The following is a 19,163-nucleotide window of genomic DNA, read 5'->3' as shown; positions in this document are numbered from 1 at the left end:
GCTGTCGTAGATGGCCATCAGCGGACTCCAGGTCGTGGAGAGGCCGTTGGTCAGCGGCTTCAGAGCCATCGGCTCGGTGAAGACCTGGAGGGTGGGTGTGGGCGCCGAAGAAGTCCCGCTGGCCCTGGGTGAGTGCCGCAGGCAGCCGCTCCGCGCGCAGGGCGTCATAGTAGGCGAGGGCCGCCCCGAAGCCCGGTGTCGGGACGCCCTGGCGGGTCGCGGCGACCAGGACCTCGCGCCAGTCGTCCTGGGCCGCCGCGATCTCCTGGGCGAACGTCTCGTCCGACAGCAGGCTCGGCAGGTCGGCCCGGGCGTCGTAGGCGGCCCGGATGCGGTCCAGGAAGGCCGCGCGGATGATGCAGCCGCCCCGCCAGATCGAGGAGACGGCCCCCAGGTCGATGTCCCAGCCGTACTCCTCGCTGCCCGCGGCGATCTCGTGGAAGCCCTGCGTGTACGAGACGATCTTCGAGGCGTACAGCGCCTGCTCCACCCGGTCCGCGAAGGCCCCCGCCTCGGACTCGCTCAGCGGCGAGGACTTCGGCCCGGCCAGCCCGCGCGAGGCCTCACGCAGCGCCGCGTGGCCGGAGATCGAGCGGGCGAAGACCGCCTCCGCGATACCGGAGACCGGAACGCCGAGGTCGAGGGCGATCTGGACGGTCCAGCGGCCGGTGCCCTTCTGCTCGGCCTGGTCCACCAACACGTCCACGAACGGCTCACCGGTCGCCGCGTCCACGTGCGACAGCACCTCGGCCGTGATCTCGATCAGATAGGAATCCAGGCGGCCCGTGTTCCACGTGCGGAAGATCTCCGCGATCTGCGCGGGGGAGTATCCGGCCACGTCACGCAGCAGCTGGTACGCCTCGCCGATCAGCTGCATGTCGGCGTACTCGATGCCGTTGTGCACCATCTTCACGAAGTGCCCGGCCCCGTCAGGACCGACGTGGGTCACGCACGGCGCCTCGTCCGCCGCCTTCGCGGAGATCTTCTCCAGCATCGGACCGAGCGAGTCGTACGACTCGACAGGACCGCCCGGCATGATGCTCGGCCCGTGCAGCGCGCCCTCCTCGCCGCCCGAGACGCCCATGCCGACGAAGTGGATGCCCTTCTCGCGCAGTTCGCGCTCCCGGCGCCGGGTGTCCGCGAAGTGCGCGTTGCCGCCGTCGATGATCATGTCGCCGGGCTCCAGGAGCGGGGCGAACTCCTCGATCACCGCGTCGGTCGGCTCGCCCGCCTTCACCATGACGACCAGCCGCCGCGGCCGCTCCAGCGCCGCCACGAAGTCCTTGGCGGTCTCGGCCGCGATGAAGTCGCCCTCGCTGCCGAACTCCTCGACCAGGGCGTGCATACGCGACGCCGTACGGTTGTGCACCGCGACCGTGTAGCCGTTGCGGGCGAAGTTGCGGGCGAGATTGCGGCCCATGACCGCGAGTCCTGTGACGCCGATCTGGGCTGATTTGCTCATGCCGTTGGCTCCTAAAGGATCCTGTTGAGGGTTGTTCGGTTGTCGGTGGTGCCGGGTGGTTCCGGTCGTGCCCGCCAGTATTGTCCAGTGACCATCCTGACGTGCCGATACGCTACCCGCACATCCGGGCTGGTCGATGTTTCACCTGCAGATACGCACGGGAAGCTCACCGGCCTCAGCTGTTCCACAACAGGCGTTTATTCCTGGCCGCTTGAGCGGGAAGCACGGCCGATTGCTGTCTTGTCATGGCCAGTTCGCAGCGCTTACTTTTGCCCCTTCCTGACGCATGTCGAGGGGGCTCTCCATGGCCGTACGCGGCCGGCACCGCCGGTATCAGCCGAACAGGATCAACCGCGCCTCGCTCACCCTCACGGCGGGCGGCGCCGGCATGGCGATCCCGCTCATCAGCGCCGGCGCCGGCGCCGCCGAGGCCGCCGACGTCGACACCTGGAACAAGGTCGCCGCGTGCGAGTCGACCCACAACTGGAGCATCAACACCGGCAACGGCTACTACGGCGGACTTCAGTTCACCCAGTCCACCTGGGAGGCCTACGGCGGCACGCGCTACGCGCCGCGCGCTGATCTGGCCACCAAGGACCAGCAGATCGCCGTCGCCGAGCAGGTGCTGGACGGGCAGGGGCCGGGCGCCTGGCCGGTGTGCTCGGTGCGGGCCGGACTGACCCGGGGCGGGGACACCCCGGACATTCATCCCGCGGGGAGCGCCGGGACTGCCGGGACCGCCGAGAGCGCCACCAAGAAGGTCACCGAGAAGGTCACCGAGAAGGCGGGCACCTCCGCTCAGGACATGCAGCCGCAGACCACGCCCCAGTCCCGGGCCGGAAAGGCCCAGATGTACACGGTGGTCCGCGGTGACTCGCTCTCCGAGATCGCCGACGACCGGCGCGTCCAGGGCGGTTGGCGCGGGCTGTACGCGGCCAACCGGAAGACCATCGGACCGGACCCCGACCTGATCATGCCGGGCCAGCGGCTGAAGCTGCGTGGGCAGGCCGCCACCACGACGACGCAGAACCCCGGCAAGTCCGCGACGGAGAAGGCCCCTTCGACCGACACGGACAACTCGAATAATTCAAGTAACTCAAACAAAGCAAACAAAGCAAACAAATCAACCAAGTCGAATAGTTCGGACACCGCAGAGAAAGAGAAAGCCGCCGACAGCCGCACCCTGTTCGCCCCGGTGAACGCGGCCACGGGCACGCCGTACCGCAAGACCGGCTCCTCCTGGTCGAAGGGCTACCACACCGGCGTCGACTTCGCCGTGCCCACCGGCACGTCCGTGAAGGCGGTCGGGGCCGGCAAGGTCGTCACCGCCGGCTGGGGCGGCTCCTTCGGCTACCAGGTGGTGATCCGGCACTCCGACGGCCGCTACACCCAGTACGCCCATCTGTCGGCGATCTCCGTGAAGTCCGGGCAGACGGTGGGCGGCGGCCAGCGCATCGGGCGGTCCGGATCCACCGGCAACAGCACGGGCCCGCATCTGCACTTCGAGGTGCGGACGGGGCCCGGCTTCGGCTCGGACGTCGACCCGGTGGCCTACCTGAGGGCCGGGGGCGTCAGGATTTGACGCGTGTCCGACGCCGGTCGAAGACCGGTATCGGAACGTAGGGGCCGCCGTAGACGGGGACCAAGAGGCTCGGGGACGCGTCGGGACGCGAGGTGTCCCCGGCTTCGTGAGTGTCCTCCGGGACCGGGACGAGTACCGCCTCCGGGACCGGCGCGGCCGGGGCCGGGATGAGTACGCCCTCCCGCAGCGGGGGGACGGACTGCTCGGGCAGTCGCGCGAGCAGTTCCCCGGCGCGGGCCGGCTCGGCGGCCACGGGCTCGGGCAGCGACTCCACCTCCACCGGGGCGGGGTGCGTGCGCCCGAGCCGCTCCGTGGTCAGCAGGATCAGTCCGCCCGCCGCCACCACACCGCAGCTCAGGGCGAGCGCGGTGCCCGTGGAGCCGTAGCGGAAGGTTTCGCCGAACATCGTGATGCCGACCGCTGCAGCCACCACCGGGTTCACCACCGTGAGCGTGGCCAGCGGGGCGGCGAGACCGGCGCCGCGGTAGGCGGCCTGCGACAGCATCATGCCGGCCGTGGCCAGCACGCCTATCACGGCCAGGGACGGCACGTCGGCGGTTGTCACACCGCCGGTCCAGTCGACGGCGACCGTCTTCGTGAACACGGAGGACATGCCGAACGCTATGCCGGACGCGGTCGCGAGCAGCATGCTGCGCACCGCCGGGTGCCGGTGCGCGGCCCGGCCCGCGATCATCAGCGCGAGCACCGCGGCGGCGGTGACCAGGGCCACGGCCACCCGCTGGGCGGTGCCCAGCGACTGCGAGTCGGAGGCGCCGACCAGGGACAGCAGACCGGCGAGGCCGACCGTCGCCATGATCGCGCCCCGCCACGCGGTCGCACCGGCCTTGCGGCCCACGAAGAGAGCCGCCATGGGCAGCGCGAACACGATGGTCAGCGCGCCCAGCGGCTGGACCAGGCTCAGCGGACCGTAGGCGAGCGCCGCCACGTGCAGCACTCCGCCGAGGCCGTTCAGCGCCACCGCCGCCCACCAGATGGGCCTGCGCAGCGGCGCGTACTGCTGACCCGGGGACGACACCGCGACCTGCTCCTGCACGATCGCTCCGCCGGCATACGCGACGGCGGAGACGAGCGACAGCAACACGGACAACGCGAGGGCGCTCATGAGGGGCTCCTCTGCGTGAGGCGGGGCCACGGGGCCCGGCGCGGCGAACGGTCGGCTTCCATAACCAACACGATGCCGCGAAAAGGCATTCCCGTCGTCGTACCTGAGCACGCAATGGGTCCTACTGCCGATGGAGTAGGACCGCCCCGCCATCCTCCCCAGGGTGGGCGACCTCAGTACGGACCCCCTGGGGGGACACCCCCGCTGACCTTGGTACTAATGCTCCTCGTGGACCTCGACCCCGAACTTGCCGCGCTGGAGCCGCTCGGCGGCTTCTTCGTACTACGGATGGGAGGAGTGCCGTGTTCATCGCGACCGACCCTGGCACCCGTCCACGACGACAGGTCGTCGGACTTTTACGGAAATTCCATGACTTTCCGCATCCGGAAAGTCGCGCACACTCTCCGCGCCCCCGAGGTGCGGATCGCGGCCTCGGTGGCCCAACAGGGACTCGCCGCGCGCCTGTGGTCGGTGACGCTGGGCTGCGCCTGCCTCTACGGCCGGATCCCCGACCTCGACCCGAGGCTGCTGCACTGGGACCCCGAGGGCAGTGCCCCCGACGACCTGTGGCTGTCGGCCCTGCGACCGCTGCCCGCGGACGCGAAGAGCGTCGTGGGCGTCGTCCTGGACGGCCACCTGCGCCCGCTGACCGAATCGCTGCACACCCGGTACCGGATCGCCGAGGGCCTGCTGTGGGGCAACGCGGGATCCGCGCTGGCGGGCGCCGCCCGGCAGCTGGACGGATGGGCGCGGGCGAACGGCCGTACGGACGTCGCCGCCCGGGCGCGCTCCCTCACGGCGGAACTTCTCGGCCACCCCCTGCTCGCGGGCACCGGCACGCTCACCGGCACCGCCTTCCGGCGCCGCAGTTGCTGCCTCTACTACCGCGTCCCCGGCGGGGGCGTCTGCGGCGACTGTTGCTTCGCACGACCCCCGCGCTCTTCCCCACACGCCGCATCTGGGTGACCATGAAGACAACCAGCCGCTGAGACAGGGGGTTCCGGGTGCGAGTGGGACTACTGACCCGGGAGTACCCGCCGGATGTGTACGGCGGTGCGGGCGTCCATGTCGAGTTCCTCGCCCGGGAGTTGAGAGCCCTCGTCGACCTCGACGTGCACTGCTGGGGCGAGGTCTCCCTCGCGGAGAAGGCGGCCGGCGTGATCCGCCACCGGCCCTGGTCCGCGCTGGACACCGCCAACGACGCGTTGCGCACCTTCTCCGTGGACCTCGCGATGACCGCCGGCCTCGAAGGCCGCGAACTCGTCCACTCCCACACCTGGTACGCCAATCTCGCCGGCCACCTCGGCAAACTCCTGTATGGCATCCCGCACGTGATGACGGCCCACTCCCTGGAGCCCCTGCGCCCCTGGAAGGCCGAGCAGCTCGGCGGCGGATACGCCCTCTCCAGCTGGGCCGAGCGCACCGCGATCGAGGCCGCCGACGCCGTCATCGCCGTCTCCGGGGCCATGCGCGAGGACATCCTCGGCTGTTATCCGATGCTGGATCCGGCCAAGGTCCACATTGTGCACAACGGCATCGACACGAGCCTCTACCGGCCCGACCCCGGCACCGACGTCCTGCGTCGCATCGGCCTCGACCCGGACCGCCCGTACGTGCTGTTCGTCGGCCGCATCACCCGCCAGAAGGGCGTGCCCCATCTGCTGCGCGCGGTGCGGGACATCGACCCGGCGGCGCAGGTCGTCCTGTGCGCGGGTGCCCCGGACACCCCCGAGATCGACCAGGAGTTCCGCGACCTGTTCCAGGAGCTGAGCCGCGTCCGCGAGGGCGTGCACTGGATCCCGCAGATGCTGCCCCGCCCCGAGGTGATCCAACTCCTCACGCACGCGGCCGTGTTCGTCTGCCCCTCGGTGTACGAACCCCTCGGCATCGTCAACCTGGAGGCGATGGCCTGCGGCACGCCCGTCGTGGCCTCCCGGGTGGGCGGCATCCCCGAGGTCGTGGACGACGGCAGGACGGGGATGCTCGTCTCCCTCGACGACGACTTCGAGAGGGGCCTCGCGCGGGCACTGGACTCGGTCCTCGGCGATTCGGAGACCGCCCGGCGGATGGGCGAGGCGGGACGAGAGCGTGCGGTGGGTGAGTTCGGCTGGGACGCGGTCGCCCGGCGCACGGTCCGGCTCTACGAGGAGATCCTGAAACAGACGTAGAAAACCTACGCCTGAAAACACGTGCGTAGAAAGCACACGTGACACAGGATCGCTACGGCGTGGAGATCCTCGATCAGGCTTAGTACGACCTGCTCAGGGGCAGGCATGGATCAAACAGGGTGAGGGGAGCGGCCATGCGTCGTGGTGGTCCTTCGGTGCTGGGAATCGTGCTCGCGGGCGGAGAGGGCAAGCGTTTGATGCCCCTGACCGCTGACCGCGCGAAACCCGCGGTCACCTTCGGAGGCACATATCGACTAGTCGACTTCGTCCTGTCCAACCTCGTCAACGCCGACGTCCTGCGCATCTGCGTCCTCACGCAGTACAAGTCGCACTCGCTGGACCGGCACATCACCACCACCTGGCGGATGTCCAGCCTGCTCGGCAACTACGTCACCCCGGTACCGGCCCAGCAGCGCCTCGGCCCGCGCTGGTACCTGGGCAGCGCCGACGCGATCCTCCAGTCCCTGAACCTGATCTACGACGAACGCCCCGAATACGTCGCCGTCTTCGGCGCCGACCACGTCTACCGCATGGACCCGCGGCAGATGCTCGCCCAGCACATCGACAGCGGCGCGGGCGTGACGGTGGCCGGGATACGCGTCCCGCGCGGCGAGTCGCCGTCGTTCGGCGTGATCAGCCCCGGCTCGGACGGCCAGATGGTGGACAGCTTCCTGGAGAAGCCCGCCGACCCGCCCGGCCTGCCCGACGACCCCGAGCGCGTGTTCGCCTCGATGGGCAACTACATCTTCACCACCAAGGCCCTGATCGAGGCGCTGCAACGGGACGCCGAGGACCTCAACTCCGTGCACGACATGGGCGGCTCGATCCTGCCCCAGCTCACCGAGCGCGGCGAGGCCCAGCTCTACGACTTCACCGCCAACCACGTGCCCGGCGAGACCACCCGCGACCAGGGCTACTGGCGGGACGTCGGCACCCTCGACGCGTACTACGACGCCCACATGGACCTGATCGCCGAGCGCCCCGCCTTCAACCTGTACAACCGCAGCTGGCCCATCTACACGCACTCCTACCAGCTCTCGCCGGCCCGCTTCAACGCCGGCGGGATGGCCAGCGAGTCCATCATCAGCGCGGGCTGTCTGATCCGGGGGCAGGTCACTCGGTCGGTGCTCTCCCCGGGTGTCGTGGTCGACCCGGGGGCCGTCGTCCAGGGCTCGGTGCTGCACGACAACGTGCACATCGGGCGGGGCGCGGTGGTGCGCGGCGCCGTCCTCGACAAGAACGTCGAGGTGCCGCCGGGAGCGACGATCGGCGTCAACCCGGAGCGGGACACGGAGCTGTACACCGTCTCCAAGGGCGGAGTGATCGCGCTCGGGAAGGGCCAGCTCGTCTCGTAGGGACTGGTACGACGGACGGCCCCGGTTGCCTTGGCGCCGGGGCCGTTGTCATGCCTTGTCATGTCCCTGGACGGAAAGCGGATTCCGTGTTGTCATGCCAACTGCTGTCCATGACAACGTTGTTATGGAGGATCCGTGCACACCAGACGTCTCAGAAACCGACTCGCCTTACTCCTCGGCCTCACCGGACTGACCAGCCTCACCGCGGCCCCCGCCCTGGCCGACGACCCCGTCGAGGCCCACGGTCTGAAGGGCGAGTACTACACGCAGTCCGCCCCGGGCGCCTTCGACTTCCACGAGCTCAAGGCCACCGCCTTCGACCCGGCGCTCGACTTCGACAACCTGGAGCCGCGCCTGGCCTCCGCCGCCGGCCGCCCGGACGACGTCAGCGTCCGCTGGACCGGCCGGATCGTGCCGGAGAAGACCGGCCCGCACACCTTCTCGATCATCGGCGACAACGGCTTCCGCCTCTGGATCGACGGGAAGCTCCTCATCGACCACTGGGTCGACGACTGGGACCGCGAACAGAGTGCCGAGCCCGTCGAACTGAGGGCCGGCACGGACTACGACATCAAGGTCGAGTACTTCGAGCACTACGGCGGCTCCAACCTCCACCTGCGCTGGACCGAGCCCGGCGGCAGCAAGGAAGCCGTCCCGCAGTCGGCGTTCCGCCTCCCCGCCGGATTCGACTACGACGGAGCGATCGCGACCACCGTCCTCGCCGACGGCCGCACCCTCAAGCTCGACTTCGCCCAGCGACTCGCCCCGCCCACGGCAGGCCTGTCCGGCCATCTCGAAGCGGTGATCGGCGGCGCCAAGTGGCCTCTGGGCGCGGCGAAGCCGGATCCCGCCGACCCGAGGGCCCTCCTCGTCACCCTCGACGAACCCGTCGTAGGCAACAAGACCGGCACGGCACGCGGCACCGCGGACCTCCGCTACGACGGGGACGGCGGCCTCACGGACGTGGACGGCAACGTTGTCAAGGCCTTCTGGAGCAGCGGCCCCAACCACTCCACGTACGAGCTGCGCACGCGGTGGGCCGACGAGGTGGGCCCGGACAACGCCCATCCCGAGTACCCGCGCCCGCAGTTGACCCGCAGCGCGTGGCGCAACCTCAATGGCCGCTGGCAGTTCGCCGCCGCCGAGGCCGGTGAGAGCCCGCCCGTGGGTAAGACCCTGGCCGAGCGCATCCTCGTCCCGTACCCGGTGGAGTCCCAGCTCTCCGGCATCGAACGGCACGAGGACCGCATGTGGTACCGGCGCACCTTCACGGTCCCCGCCGACTGGCACATCGGCTCCGGCCGGCGACTGCGGCTCAACTTCGGCGCCGTCGACTGGCAGACCCAGGTGTACGTCAACGGCACCCAGGTCGCCGCGCACAAGGGCGGCTACGACAAGTTCGGCGCCGACATCACCGACGCGCTCAGGCCCGGCCGCACCCAGGAGCTGATCGTCGGCGTGTACGACCCGACGGACGCGGCGAACGGCGAGAACCCGCCGATCGGCAAGCAGCGCCTGGACCCGAGCGGCATCTGGTACACCCCGTCCTCCGGCATCTGGCAGACGGTCTGGATGGAGCCGGTCGCCCCCGACCACGTCGACTCGCTCAAGCTCACCCCCGACGTGGCCGAGGAACAGCTCACCGTCGAGGCACAGGGAGTCCGGGCCGGCGTACCGATCACCGCGACGGCGTACGACGGACAGCGCGAGGTCGCCACGGCGCGCGGCCGCACCGGCGGTCCGCTGACCCTGACGATCGACGAACCGCACCTCTGGTCGCCCGACGACCCGTTCCTCTACGACCTGAAGGTGACCGTCGGCGCCGACCGCGTCGGCAGTTACTTCGGGATGCGCTCCATCGCCGTCGAGAAGGTGAACGGTGTGCCGCGCACGGTCCTCAACGGGGAGCCAGCCTTCATGATGGCCACCCTCGACCAGGGCTTCTGGCCCGACGGCCTGCACACCGCGCCGACCGACGAGGCCCTCGCGTACGACCTGAAGGCGCACAAGCGACTGGGCTTCAACTCGGTGCGCAAGCACATCAAGGTCGAGCCCGACCGCTGGTTCTACTGGGCCGACCGGCTGGGCCTGCTGGTGTGGCAGGACATGCCCGCGATGACCGCGGGGGTGAACCCGAGCGCCGAGGCCCGCGCCGAGTACGAGCGCGAGATGAAGCAGATGATCGACGAGCACATCAGCAGCCCCTCGGTCGTCATGTGGGTCACCTTCAACGAGGGCTGGGGCCAGTACGACATCGGGCGCGTCGCCCAGCAGGCCAAGGCCTGGGACCCGACCCGCCTGGTCAACAACCAGTCGGGCCTCAACCTCGGGGCCGACGGCAGCGCCGGCGACCTCATGGACGAGCACGGCTACCCCAGCCCCGCCCTGCCACCCCGCCCGGACGGCCAACGTGCCCTGGTCAGCGGCGAGTACGGCGGCCTCGGACTGGCCGTGCCCGGACACGCCTGGTCCGTGCAGCAGTCGTACGTCGACGTCGACCCGGCGACCTACACCGACGACTACCTGGCGAAGCTCGACGAGGTCCGCGCGCTGGCCTGCCGGGGCGGCAACGGCGCCGTCTACACCCAGATCTCCGACGTCGAGGGGGAGCTGAACGGGTTGCTGACCTACGACCGCGAGATCCTCAAGCCGGACGTCCAGCGGCTGAAGGCCGCGCACCAGGCGCTCATCCGGGACGCGTCCCGGGCGACGCCGGCGGGCTGCCCGGCGAGCGTAGGCCTTTCGAACGGAGGCCTTGCGCGATGACCTGGACCTGACACCAATCCGTTCGTCGGGACCGGCGGCACGACACGGTCGGCCCGCACCCGTCTGAGTGGGGAACGTCACCTCAGGCGGTGCCGCCCGCACCGAGTATCCGCAGGCACCTCATGAGTCCCGCCCCTCTCAGAGAGGCGGGACTTAATGTGCTGTTAACTGTGCGTAACTTGATCGCACTTGACCGTAATCACCAGAGAGCGATTGACTGTTTTCTCACCCTTCGTCTTCCCACCCTTCGTCGACGCGAGGCAAGCCATTGACTCCTGACCTGCTCGCACCCCTCGACCTGGCGTTCTGGAACATGGAATCCGCCGAGCACCCGATGCACCTGGGCGCGCTCGGCGTCTTCTCGGCACACTCGCCCACCGCGGGCGCCCACGCGGCCGACCTGCTCGCCGCCCGGGCCGCCGCGGTGCCCGGACTGCGGATGCGGATCCGGGACGTGTGGCCGCTCGGCTTCCCGTCGGTCTTCGGCGGCGCCGCCCGTGAGCCCGACCCCGGCTTCGACCCGCTCGACCACGTCCTGCTGCACGCCCCCACCGCGGACTTCCACACCGAGGCGGGCCGGCTCATGCAGCGGCCCCTCGACCGGGCGCGCCCGCCGTGGGAGGCGCATGTGCTGCCGGGGGAGGACGGCGTCTCGTTCGCCGTGCTGTTCAAGTTCCACCACGCGCTGGCCGACGGCCTGCGGGCGCTGGGACTGGCCGCCGCCGTCCTGGACCCGATGGACCTGCCCGCGCCGCGCCCCCGCCCCGAGCCGCCCTCGCGCGGCCTCGTCCCGGACGTCCGCAGACTGCCGGATCTGGTGCGCGGCGCCCTGTCCGACGTGGGCCGGGCCCTCGACATCGGCGCCTCGGTCGCCCGCTCCGGCCTGGACGTACGCTCCTCGGCCGCCCTCACCGCCGTCTCCACCGGCACCCGGCGCACCGCCGGCGTGGTCGTCGACATCGACGATGTGCACCGCGTCCGCAAGGTCGTCGGCGGCACCGTCAACGACGTCGTGATCGCGGTCGTCGCGGGCGCCCTGCGCCGCTGGCTGGACGAGCGCGGCGACGGCAGCGACGGCGTGGCACCCCGGGCCCTGATCCCGGTCTCCAAACGGCGCCCGCGCACCGCTCACCCGCAGGGCAACCGGCTCTCCGGCTATCTGATGCGGCTGCCCGTCGCCGACCCGGACCCGCTTGGCCGCCTGGCCACGGTCCGCGCGGCCATGGACCGCAACAAGAACGCAGGACCCAATCGGGGCGCCGGTGCCGTGGCCCTGCTCGCCGACCACGTCCCGGCGCTCGGTCACCGGCTCGGCGGGCCGCTGGTCGGCCAGGCCGCCCGGCTCTGGTTCGACATCCTGGTCACCAGCGTGCCCCTGCCGAGCTTCGGCCTGAAGCTCGGCGGCAACCCGGTCACCGCGGTCTACCCCTTCGCTCCGCTGGCCCGGGGCCAGTCCCTCGCGGTCGCCATCTCCACCTACCGCGGACGCGTCCACTACGGACTCGTCGCCGACGCCCGGGCCGTACCGGACCTGGACCGTCTGGCACACGCCGTCGCCGAGGAGGTGCAGACGCTGATCACCGCCTGCGAGCCTTGATCGTCGCCAGTGCCGCGGCACTGGTTTGGCGGTCCGGCCCGGCGCTCCGTTAAAATTCGCTGTTCGAAAGCGGCTGCCGTCGGAGCGCCGCGCGGAAGACCAGGGAACGGCAGCGGCCATGACGGTGACAGACAACGGCTCGGCGACCATGGACGAGGTGGCTGAGTCCTCGTATGGCCCCGGCATCGACCCGGAACGGCTCGCGGTCTGCCTCAGCGTTCTGGAAGAACTCGACAAGATCGACGTCGACCACCCCGACGCGATCACGGTGCGCCGGGCCACCGCGGGCGTCTACCGCACCGTCAAGCAGCGCCGTCGTCAGGAGCGCCGGGCCGCCAAGACCGCGCACGACAAGGCGGTCACGGAGGCCACGGCGACCGGCTCCGCGCAGCGTGTCGACGACGAGACAGAGGGCATCCTGCCGTCGTCCGTCACGGGAGAGGGCCAGGTGGCGGGCATCCTCCAGCGCCCGCGCTCCTGCTACACCTGCAAGACCCGCTACGTCGAGGTCGACTACTTCTACCACCAGCTCTGCCCGAAGTGCGCGGCCGAGAACCGGGCCCGCCGCGACGCCCGCGCCGACCTCACCGGCAAGCGCGCGCTGCTCACCGGAGGCCGCGCCAAGATCGGCATGTACATCGCGCTGCGTCTGCTGCGCGACGGCGCGCACACCACCATCACCACGCGTTTCCCCAGCGACGCGATCCGCCGCTTCAAGGCCCAGCCCGACAGCGCCGACTGGATCCACCGCCTGAAGATCGTCGGCATCGACCTGCGCGACCCGGCGCAGGTGGTGGCCCTGGCCGAGTCGGTGGCCGCCGAGGGCCCGCTGGACATCCTGATCAACAACGCGGCCCAGACCGTACGGCGCTCCCCGCAGGCCTACAGCGAACTGCTCACCGCCGAGTCTGGCCCGCTGCCCGCCGGTGAACTGCCCGCCGCCGAGGTGATCGGCACCTTCGGCTCCGGCGCGGTGCCCGCCCTCCCGGTCGCGGGCGGCGGCGCGCTCACCGCCCAGGACGTCACCGACCTCGCCCTCGTCTCCGGCTCTGCGTCCCTGGAGCGGATCGCGGCCGGCACGGCCATCGACGCGGGCGGGCTCGTCCCCGACCTGCACGACACCAACAGCTGGATCCAGACGGTCGAGGAGGTCACACCGATCGAGCTCCTGGAGGTCCAGCTCTGCAACTCCACGGCGCCCTTCATCCTGATCAGCCGCCTGCGCCCGGCCATGGCGGCCTCGGCGTCCCGCCGCACCTACATCGTGAACGTCTCCGCCATGGAGGGCGTCTTCGCCCGCGGCTACAAGGGCGCGGGCCACCCGCACACCAACATGGCCAAGGCCGCCCTGAACATGCTCACGCGCACCAGCGCCCAGGAGATGTTCGACAACGACGGCATCCTCATGACGGCCGTCGACACCGGCTGGATCACCGACGAGCGGCCCCACCCCGACAAGGTCCGCCTCGCCGAGGCCGGCTTCCACGCCCCGCTCGACCTGGTCGACGGCGCGGCCCGCGTCTACGACCCGATCGTGCGCGGCGAGGAGGGCGAGGACCTGTACGGCGTCTTCCTGAAGGACTACGCGCCGGGCAAGTGGTGAGCCGGCGCCGCGGCCGGTGACGCATCCGACCGGCGGCCGCCGGAAACGTCGAACGGCCTTGCCGTAGCGGGAGTTACCCGGTGCGGTCGGGCAGTAGCATGCCGCTCATGACCGAGTTGCTCACTTTCATCGACTCCGCGGTGTCCGGCTCGGAGGATCTGTTGCCGACGCTCTCCGCGGTCTGCGACAGCGGCCGGCTCCGCGAGTACCTGATGGCCGCGGTGAAAGAAAGGGCCTCGCTCTCCGACACGTTGTGCTACCGGCATCCGAACGGCTTCTACAAGATGAAGCTGCTCTCCCCGAGTGCCGATTCCTGGGCGCTGCGCGTGCATGTGTGGGACCGTCCCGTCCCGCCCTCCGATGTGCACGATCACCGTTGGGACTTCGCCTCCCATGTCGTCTCCGGTGTGCTTCTGGAGAACCAGTTCGCCTTGGACCGCACGTCCGGTGACACGCCCGTCCACCGGCTCTCGAAGGACGCGGCGGGCGCCTACCACCACACGCCCGACGGCACCGGCCGGCTCCGCCCGACCCGCACCGTCCGGCACCGGACCGGGCAGTCGTACACCCTCGACCACCGTGTCCTGCACCGCGCCGACCCCGAGAGCGGACACCCGGTCGTCACCGTCGTCCTACAGGGCCGCGACGTCGCCCGGACGACGACGGTCGTCCCCGCCACAGAGCCAGAGGAGCGGACCGGGCCGACGGCGATCAGCCGGCTCGGGGCCGACGAGATCGCCGACCTGATGGAACTCGTGGCAGAAAGGCTGAAGGCATGACCCTTCCCGCTTCGGGCAACCCCGACGGTGTTCGCATATTCGCCCAGTACACGCGGTTGTGGGCCGGACTGGTGATGCTCGTGGCCACCGTGGTGGGCGTGGTGCTCATCGTGTGGGGCCTGGTGTTCGACCTGGACCAGGAGTGGTCGACGGCGCTGGCCGCCATCGGCGAATCCGTGATCGCCTCGGTCTTCATCTACGTCATGGTCTCCCTCTTCCTCGACCCGCTCCGGCAGCGGCTGCAAGCCCAGGAGCTGGCCGGCTATGCGATCGACGTCGCCCACTCCCAGTTCCGGGACCGCTTCGAGGCGTCCCTGCCCAGCGGTGTCTTCGAGTCGGCGGACGTACCGAAGCGGGGCTTCCGCGAAGCGTTCCAGATGCTGCTGGAGTCGTCCACGCGCTACGACAGCAAGGGCGGTGCCGCCGAGTTCGCGACGTTCCGGCTCGCCCTCGGCAGCGACAAGCGTGCCTTCCGCCGCCTGGACCAGATCAGGCTGTGCATCCTCGACCCCGGCGCCGAGGAGTGCCTGCGGGCCCATGTGACGATGCGGCTGCGCGAACAGGGCGCGACCACCACGCAGGACGTCGACCGCGAGATCGAGGTGCTCCGGATGCGTGTCTTCGTCTCCCTGACCGCCCTGCACGACCTGCGCGCGGCCCTGGCGACCACCGTCTACCTCCATCGCGACCTGCCGTTCTTCAGATGCGAGATGTTCGACGACGGGATGTTCCTCACCTACTACCTCGACGGCACCGAATACCCCGAGAACCTCCAGTTCTCCTCGAAGACCCGGCCCTATCGCGCCTACCACGCCAGCATGGACATGACCCGCAAGTTCGCCAGCAGGGTCATCCGCTTCGGGACGGAGACCGGGCACGTCATCGGGTCGGACCAGGAGTTCACCGACCTGCTGGCGGAGCTCGGCTGCAGCACGCCGCTGGAGGAACTGCGCCGGCGACGGGACGAACGGTTCACGCACTTCCGCGACCAGCTGCGCGCGGCCGGCATCGACGAACGGGACATCTTCTGAGCGACCGGAACCCGCTCCTGGGCGCTCAGCCGCCGGGATCCCTTCCCGGCGCGGCCGAACGCAGCCGCTCGTGTACGGCGTCACCGTCCGCGCCGCGCGCCGCCCGCACTCGCGTGCCCCCGTCCACCAGCAGGTCCGCTCCCGTGACCCACTCGGCGGCGTCCGAGACCAGCCACACCACGGCCCGCGCGACATCCTCCGGTTCCCCGATCCGTCCCAGAGGAAGCCCCGCGGCCACCTCCCGCTCGGCCCGTTCCCACACGAAGCGCGCCATCTCGGTGCGCACGAGGCCGGGGGACACGGAGTTCACGCGCACCCCCGGGGCGAGTTCGCCGGCGAGTTGCCGCGTCAGATGCAGGAGGGCCGCCTTGCTGGTGCCGTACGCGCCCACGTGCGGACCGACGTGTTCCGCGCCCTCCGTGCAGATGTTGACGACCGAGCCCCCGTGCTCCCTCATCCACGCCCGCCAGGCCCCCTGCACGAGCCGCAGGGGTGCCTCGACATTGACGGCGAACGCCTTGCGCCAGGCGTCCGGGTCGGCGTCCATGAGCGGTCCGTACGGCTGGTTGGTCGCCGCGTTGTTGATAACGACGTCGATCCGGTGGAACTCCCGCATCACCAGGTCCGTGACCTCCCGCAGGTGGTCCGGATCGGCGACGCTGCCCGCCAGGCCGATTCCGCCGAGCCGCTGAGCGGTCCGCCGGACCTCGTCGGTGTCCCGCCCGGTCACGCACACCAGCGCCCCGGCCGCGGCCAGCTGTTCGGCGACGGCCCGCCCGATCCCGCGCGTGGCCCCGGTGACGACAGCGGCCCGGCCCGCGAGTCCGTACGACGACGTCATCGCCGTACCGTCTCATGACGGACCGTCAGTCGACAGCCCCCAGACGGGAGTTGCGTGCCGCAACCAGCCCCAGCACGGTGCGCCAGTCCTCCAGGACCCCCGCGTCGAAGTCGGCGCTCCGGCCCTCCTCGACGGCCTGGCGCAGACGCAGCAGGTCGTCGTCCTCGGGGGCGTGTCCGCGGACGAGGCGGTAGACCCGCTCGCCGAGCAGCGGGCGGACCGCGTCGGCCGCGCAGCGCGCGTGCGCGGCCTCGTCACCGGGCCGCAGCAGCGGTCCGATGGGGTGCACCAGGCCCGCGATCTGGAGCTCCTTGTCGGCGGGCCGGGTGCGGCGCAGCAGCGCGGCCGTTCGCAGCGCGTGTTGATGCGGATCGACGTGGCCCGCGCCGAGGCCGGGAGCGCTCCGGGCGCCTCGGCAGGCGTACAGCAGATCCATCAGCTCTTCGACACTGCGCAGCTCCATGCGCCAGTCCTCCCGCCGGACAAGCCGTTGCCGTCCGTCAGCAGACCATGGCCGGCTTGCGATTCGGCCAACGGGACTTGAACTGCGCCGCCCCTTCGCCAGGTCCGGTCGAACACGGGCCGACTCCGGATAGTTACCCCTTGTTTTCAGCCCCATCGAGCGGGGGGCCGCTCATTTGGTTAATCTATAGCGGACGGACAGCAGTACAGGGGTCCTCCCCACACCCATGGTCCGTCATGGGACACGCCGGTTCACAAGGGCCGGGCAGGTATGCCCCGAGGGTGACCCGACACAAAAGGAGTGCGCGGTGACACCGGAGAAGACGAATCGCGAACAGCGCCCCAAGGAACGCACGGAGCGCGCGGGCGGCCGGCCCGGAGAGATCGGCAGCCTCGACGTATGGGCCCGGTCGGCCCCGATCCGTCTGGCGGGCTACGAGGACGACCTCGCCGAGCCCCACATCCTGCCCAGCGTGGACTGACGCCGGGGGCTGCCCCGTCGCGATCGCCGACCGCATGGGCGTGCGAGACTCACGCCCATGCTGATCAGAGAAGCCGTGGCCGAGGACTGGCCACGGATTTGGCCTTTCTGGCACCGGATCGTCGCCGCCGCCGAGACCTACGCCTGGGACCCGGACACCTCCGAGGCGGCGGCCCGCGCCCTGTGGATGGCCCCGGCCAAGACCGTCTACGTCGTCGAGGACGCCACCGGAGCCGTCGTGGCCTCCGCCTACCTCACCCCCAACTACGGCGGTCCCGCCGCCCGCATCGCCAACGCGGGCTTCATGGTCGACCCCGACCAGGCCGGCCGCGGCATCGGCCGAGCCCTCGCCGAACACCTCCTGAGCGCCGCCGAGGCCGCCGGCTACCGGGGCATGGTCTTCAACGCGGTCGTCGAGACCAACCCGGCCGTGAAGCTCTGGACGTCCCTCGGCTTCACGGTCCTGGGCACGGTCCCGGACGCGTACGAACATCCCCGGCACGGCTGGGTGGGCCTGCACATCATGCACAAGGCGCTGTAGCCCAGGGCTAGGACCTGTCCTAGTCGAGCGGCGCCGTCCGCTGCCACGGCCGCCGTTGCTCCAACTGCTCGGCCACCGCCAGCAGGTCCGCCTCCGAGCCCGGCCGCCCCACCAGCTGTACGGCGCAGGGGGCGCCGGAGGGCAGGGTGCCGAAGGGGACGGACATCGCCGGCCAGCCGGTCAGGTTCCACGGCGGGGTCATCGGCGAGTAGTTCGTGTTGGCCAGGACATTGCGCAGCCAGCCCCGCTCGTGCCAGGGCGCGGACTTGGGGGAGCGGCGGGCGAGTGCCGGGGCGAGCAGCACGTCGTACTCGGCGAAGAACGGCTCCAGGTGCCGGCGCAGCGCCTCCCGCCCCTTGCCGGTGCGCACGCCGTTCAGGAAGGCGCGGCCGACGCTCGCGTGGACCCGGGTGCGCCGGGCGAGCTGCCGTCGGTCCAGGCCCCGCGCGTCCACGAACGTGCCCGCCGTCCAGTGGGCCAGTGAGGTGAAACTCAGCGACATCGGATACGGCGGGTCGGCCCGGCGTACCTGGTGACCTGCCTTCATGAGCAGCCCGGCCGCCTCCCGGACCGCGGCCGTATACGGCTTGGTGACGGCGACACCGGCGATCGGGCTGCGCAGGGACGCGGCCACCCGGTAGGGGGTGGGCCCGTCCCGTCGTACGAACTCGGTGTCGGCGAGGACCGACAGCATCAGGCGCACGTCCTCGACCGTCGTCGCGAGGGGGCCGTTCTCCGACATGCCGAACCAGTCGCCGTCGCTGATGCCGGCCGGGACCACCCCGGGGCCCGGCTTCAGGGTGACCAGGCCGCAGTTGGCCGCGGGGATGCGCAGGGAGCCCATGCCGTCGTTGCCGAGGGCGATCGGCACCAGGCCGGCGGCGACCGCGGCCGCGCCGCCGCCGGAGGAGCCGCCCGCCGTGCGGGAGGTGTCCCACGGGTTGCGGGCGGTGCCGTGGGCGCCCTCCGTGGTGCCGAAGACGCCCAGCTCCGGCATGGTGGTCAGGCCCACGACGACCGCACCCGCCGCCCGCAGCCGGGCCACGGTGACATGGTCGTCGGCGCAGGGCGTGTCCGGCGTCGCCTCGGTGCCGAGGCGTCTCGCCTCGCCGCGCACGGCGAGGTTGTCCTTGACGGCCACCGGGACCCCGGCCAGCGGCAGTTCGGCCAGGTCGCCCCGGGCGGCGACCTCGTCGGCCTCGGCGAGGGCGGCCTCGGCCCGCACCGTGCGGAAGGCGCCGACCCGGCCGTCGAGCCGCTCGATCCGGGCCAGGTGCTCGGACACCACCTCGCGTGGGGTGGCGTGCTTATCCCGAACGGCGGCGGCGATCTCGGCGGCGGTCCGGCCGACCCAGCTGGTCACGGGCGCTCC

At 70.9% G+C, this 19,163-nt stretch carries 16 protein-coding genes; 11 read left to right on the top strand and 5 right to left on the bottom strand.

Translation table 11 applies throughout. The features are described from left to right. The coding region (gene gndA / locus AB0I77_RS49595) for an NADP-dependent phosphogluconate dehydrogenase (RefSeq protein WP_363289589.1) at positions 1 to 1,462 on the bottom strand (1,462 nt) is incomplete at its 3' end. A 304-nt stretch (positions 1,463 to 1,766) separates the two neighbouring features. Between gndA and AB0I77_RS49590 the strand changes: the two genes are divergently transcribed. Further along, a complete protein-coding gene (locus AB0I77_RS49590; RefSeq protein WP_363289588.1) occupies positions 1,767 to 3,044 on the top strand; it encodes a transglycosylase family protein in 1,278 nt (425 codons plus the stop codon). On the opposite strand, the gene AB0I77_RS49585 is transcribed toward AB0I77_RS49590, so the two are convergent. Next, on the bottom strand, positions 3,034 to 4,167 hold the full coding sequence (locus tag AB0I77_RS49585) for a DMT family transporter (protein WP_363289587.1): 1,134 nt from the start codon (positions 4,165 to 4,167) through the stop codon (positions 3,034 to 3,036). The two genes, AB0I77_RS49590 and AB0I77_RS49585, sit on opposite strands and share 11 nt — an antisense overlap. A 210-nt stretch (positions 4,168 to 4,377) precedes the next feature. Between AB0I77_RS49585 and AB0I77_RS49580 the strand changes: the two genes are divergently transcribed. The 8 genes from AB0I77_RS49580 (at position 4,378) to AB0I77_RS49545 (ending at position 15,466) form a co-directional block, all read left to right on the top strand. Next, positions 4,378 to 5,133: a (2Fe-2S)-binding protein gene (locus AB0I77_RS49580; RefSeq protein WP_363289586.1), complete on the top strand. Its 756-nt coding sequence runs from the start codon at positions 4,378 to 4,380 to the stop codon at positions 5,131 to 5,133. A gap of 38 nt (positions 5,134 to 5,171) precedes the next feature. Further along, positions 5,172 to 6,335 carry a glycogen synthase gene (glgA, locus tag AB0I77_RS49575; protein ID WP_363289585.1) on the top strand — a complete coding sequence of 388 codons (1,164 nt, stop codon included), beginning with the start codon at positions 5,172 to 5,174 and terminating at the stop codon, positions 6,333 to 6,335. A 134-nt stretch (positions 6,336 to 6,469) separates the two neighbouring features. Next, positions 6,470 to 7,690, top strand: coding sequence for a glucose-1-phosphate adenylyltransferase (gene glgC, locus AB0I77_RS49570; protein WP_363289584.1), 1,221 nt, complete (start codon positions 6,470 to 6,472; stop codon positions 7,688 to 7,690). A gap of 135 nt (positions 7,691 to 7,825) precedes the next feature. Further along, complete coding sequence (locus AB0I77_RS49565; protein WP_363289583.1) at positions 7,826 to 10,456, top strand: PA14 domain-containing protein; 2,631 nt, start codon at positions 7,826 to 7,828, stop codon at positions 10,454 to 10,456. Between the two features lie 268 nt (positions 10,457 to 10,724). Further along, positions 10,725 to 12,053, top strand: coding sequence for a wax ester/triacylglycerol synthase family O-acyltransferase (locus AB0I77_RS49560; RefSeq protein WP_363289582.1), 1,329 nt, complete (start codon positions 10,725 to 10,727; stop codon positions 12,051 to 12,053). Positions 12,054 to 12,171: 118 nt separating this feature from the next. Then, positions 12,172 to 13,656: an SDR family NAD(P)-dependent oxidoreductase gene (locus tag AB0I77_RS49555; protein ID WP_363289581.1), complete on the top strand. Its 1,485-nt coding sequence runs from the start codon at positions 12,172 to 12,174 to the stop codon at positions 13,654 to 13,656. Positions 13,657 to 13,763: 107 nt separating this feature from the next. Beyond that, positions 13,764 to 14,435: a hypothetical protein gene (locus AB0I77_RS49550; protein ID WP_363289580.1), complete on the top strand. Its 672-nt coding sequence runs from the start codon at positions 13,764 to 13,766 to the stop codon at positions 14,433 to 14,435. Then, positions 14,432 to 15,466 (top strand): hypothetical protein, encoded by a 1,035-nt coding sequence (locus tag AB0I77_RS49545; protein WP_363289579.1) that lies wholly within the window; start codon positions 14,432 to 14,434, stop codon positions 15,464 to 15,466. Before AB0I77_RS49550 ends, AB0I77_RS49545 begins: the two co-directional genes overlap by 4 nt. A gap of 25 nt (positions 15,467 to 15,491) precedes the next feature. On the opposite strand, the gene AB0I77_RS49540 is transcribed toward AB0I77_RS49545, so the two are convergent. Both AB0I77_RS49540 and AB0I77_RS49535 read right to left on the bottom strand, forming a co-directional pair. Next, positions 15,492 to 16,307, bottom strand: coding sequence for an SDR family oxidoreductase (locus AB0I77_RS49540; protein WP_363289578.1), 816 nt, complete (start codon positions 16,305 to 16,307; stop codon positions 15,492 to 15,494). Positions 16,308 to 16,332: 25 nt separating this feature from the next. Further along, entirely contained in the window at positions 16,333 to 16,770 is a 438-nt protein-coding gene (locus AB0I77_RS49535) for a hypothetical protein (RefSeq protein ID WP_363289577.1), read from the bottom strand. A 307-nt stretch (positions 16,771 to 17,077) separates the two neighbouring features. Here AB0I77_RS49535 and AB0I77_RS49530 point away from each other — a divergent pair, with 307 nt between their 5' ends. Both AB0I77_RS49530 and AB0I77_RS49525 read left to right on the top strand, forming a co-directional pair. Then, positions 17,078 to 17,251 carry a hypothetical protein gene (locus AB0I77_RS49530; protein ID WP_363289576.1) on the top strand — a complete coding sequence of 58 codons (174 nt, stop codon included), beginning with the start codon at positions 17,078 to 17,080 and terminating at the stop codon, positions 17,249 to 17,251. Between the two features lie 57 nt (positions 17,252 to 17,308). After that, the gene (locus AB0I77_RS49525; protein WP_363289575.1) at positions 17,309 to 17,791 is read left to right on the top strand and encodes a GNAT family N-acetyltransferase; all 483 of its coding nucleotides are present in this window, start codon (positions 17,309 to 17,311) and stop codon (positions 17,789 to 17,791) included. A gap of 19 nt (positions 17,792 to 17,810) precedes the next feature. Here AB0I77_RS49525 and AB0I77_RS49520 read toward each other — a convergent pair whose 3' ends face one another. Further along, on the bottom strand, positions 17,811 to 19,154 hold the full coding sequence (locus AB0I77_RS49520; protein WP_363289574.1) for an amidase family protein: 1,344 nt from the start codon (positions 19,152 to 19,154) through the stop codon (positions 17,811 to 17,813). Positions 19,155 to 19,163 lie beyond the last annotated feature (9 nt).

It is taken from the genome of Streptomyces sp. NPDC050619 (assembly GCF_040654815.1).
In the GTDB taxonomy this organism is placed as follows: Bacteria; Actinomycetota; Actinomycetes; order Streptomycetales; family Streptomycetaceae; genus Streptomyces.
The sequence above is the reverse complement of the archived record's forward strand: the minus strand, read 5'-3'. Positions and strand labels throughout refer to the sequence as shown.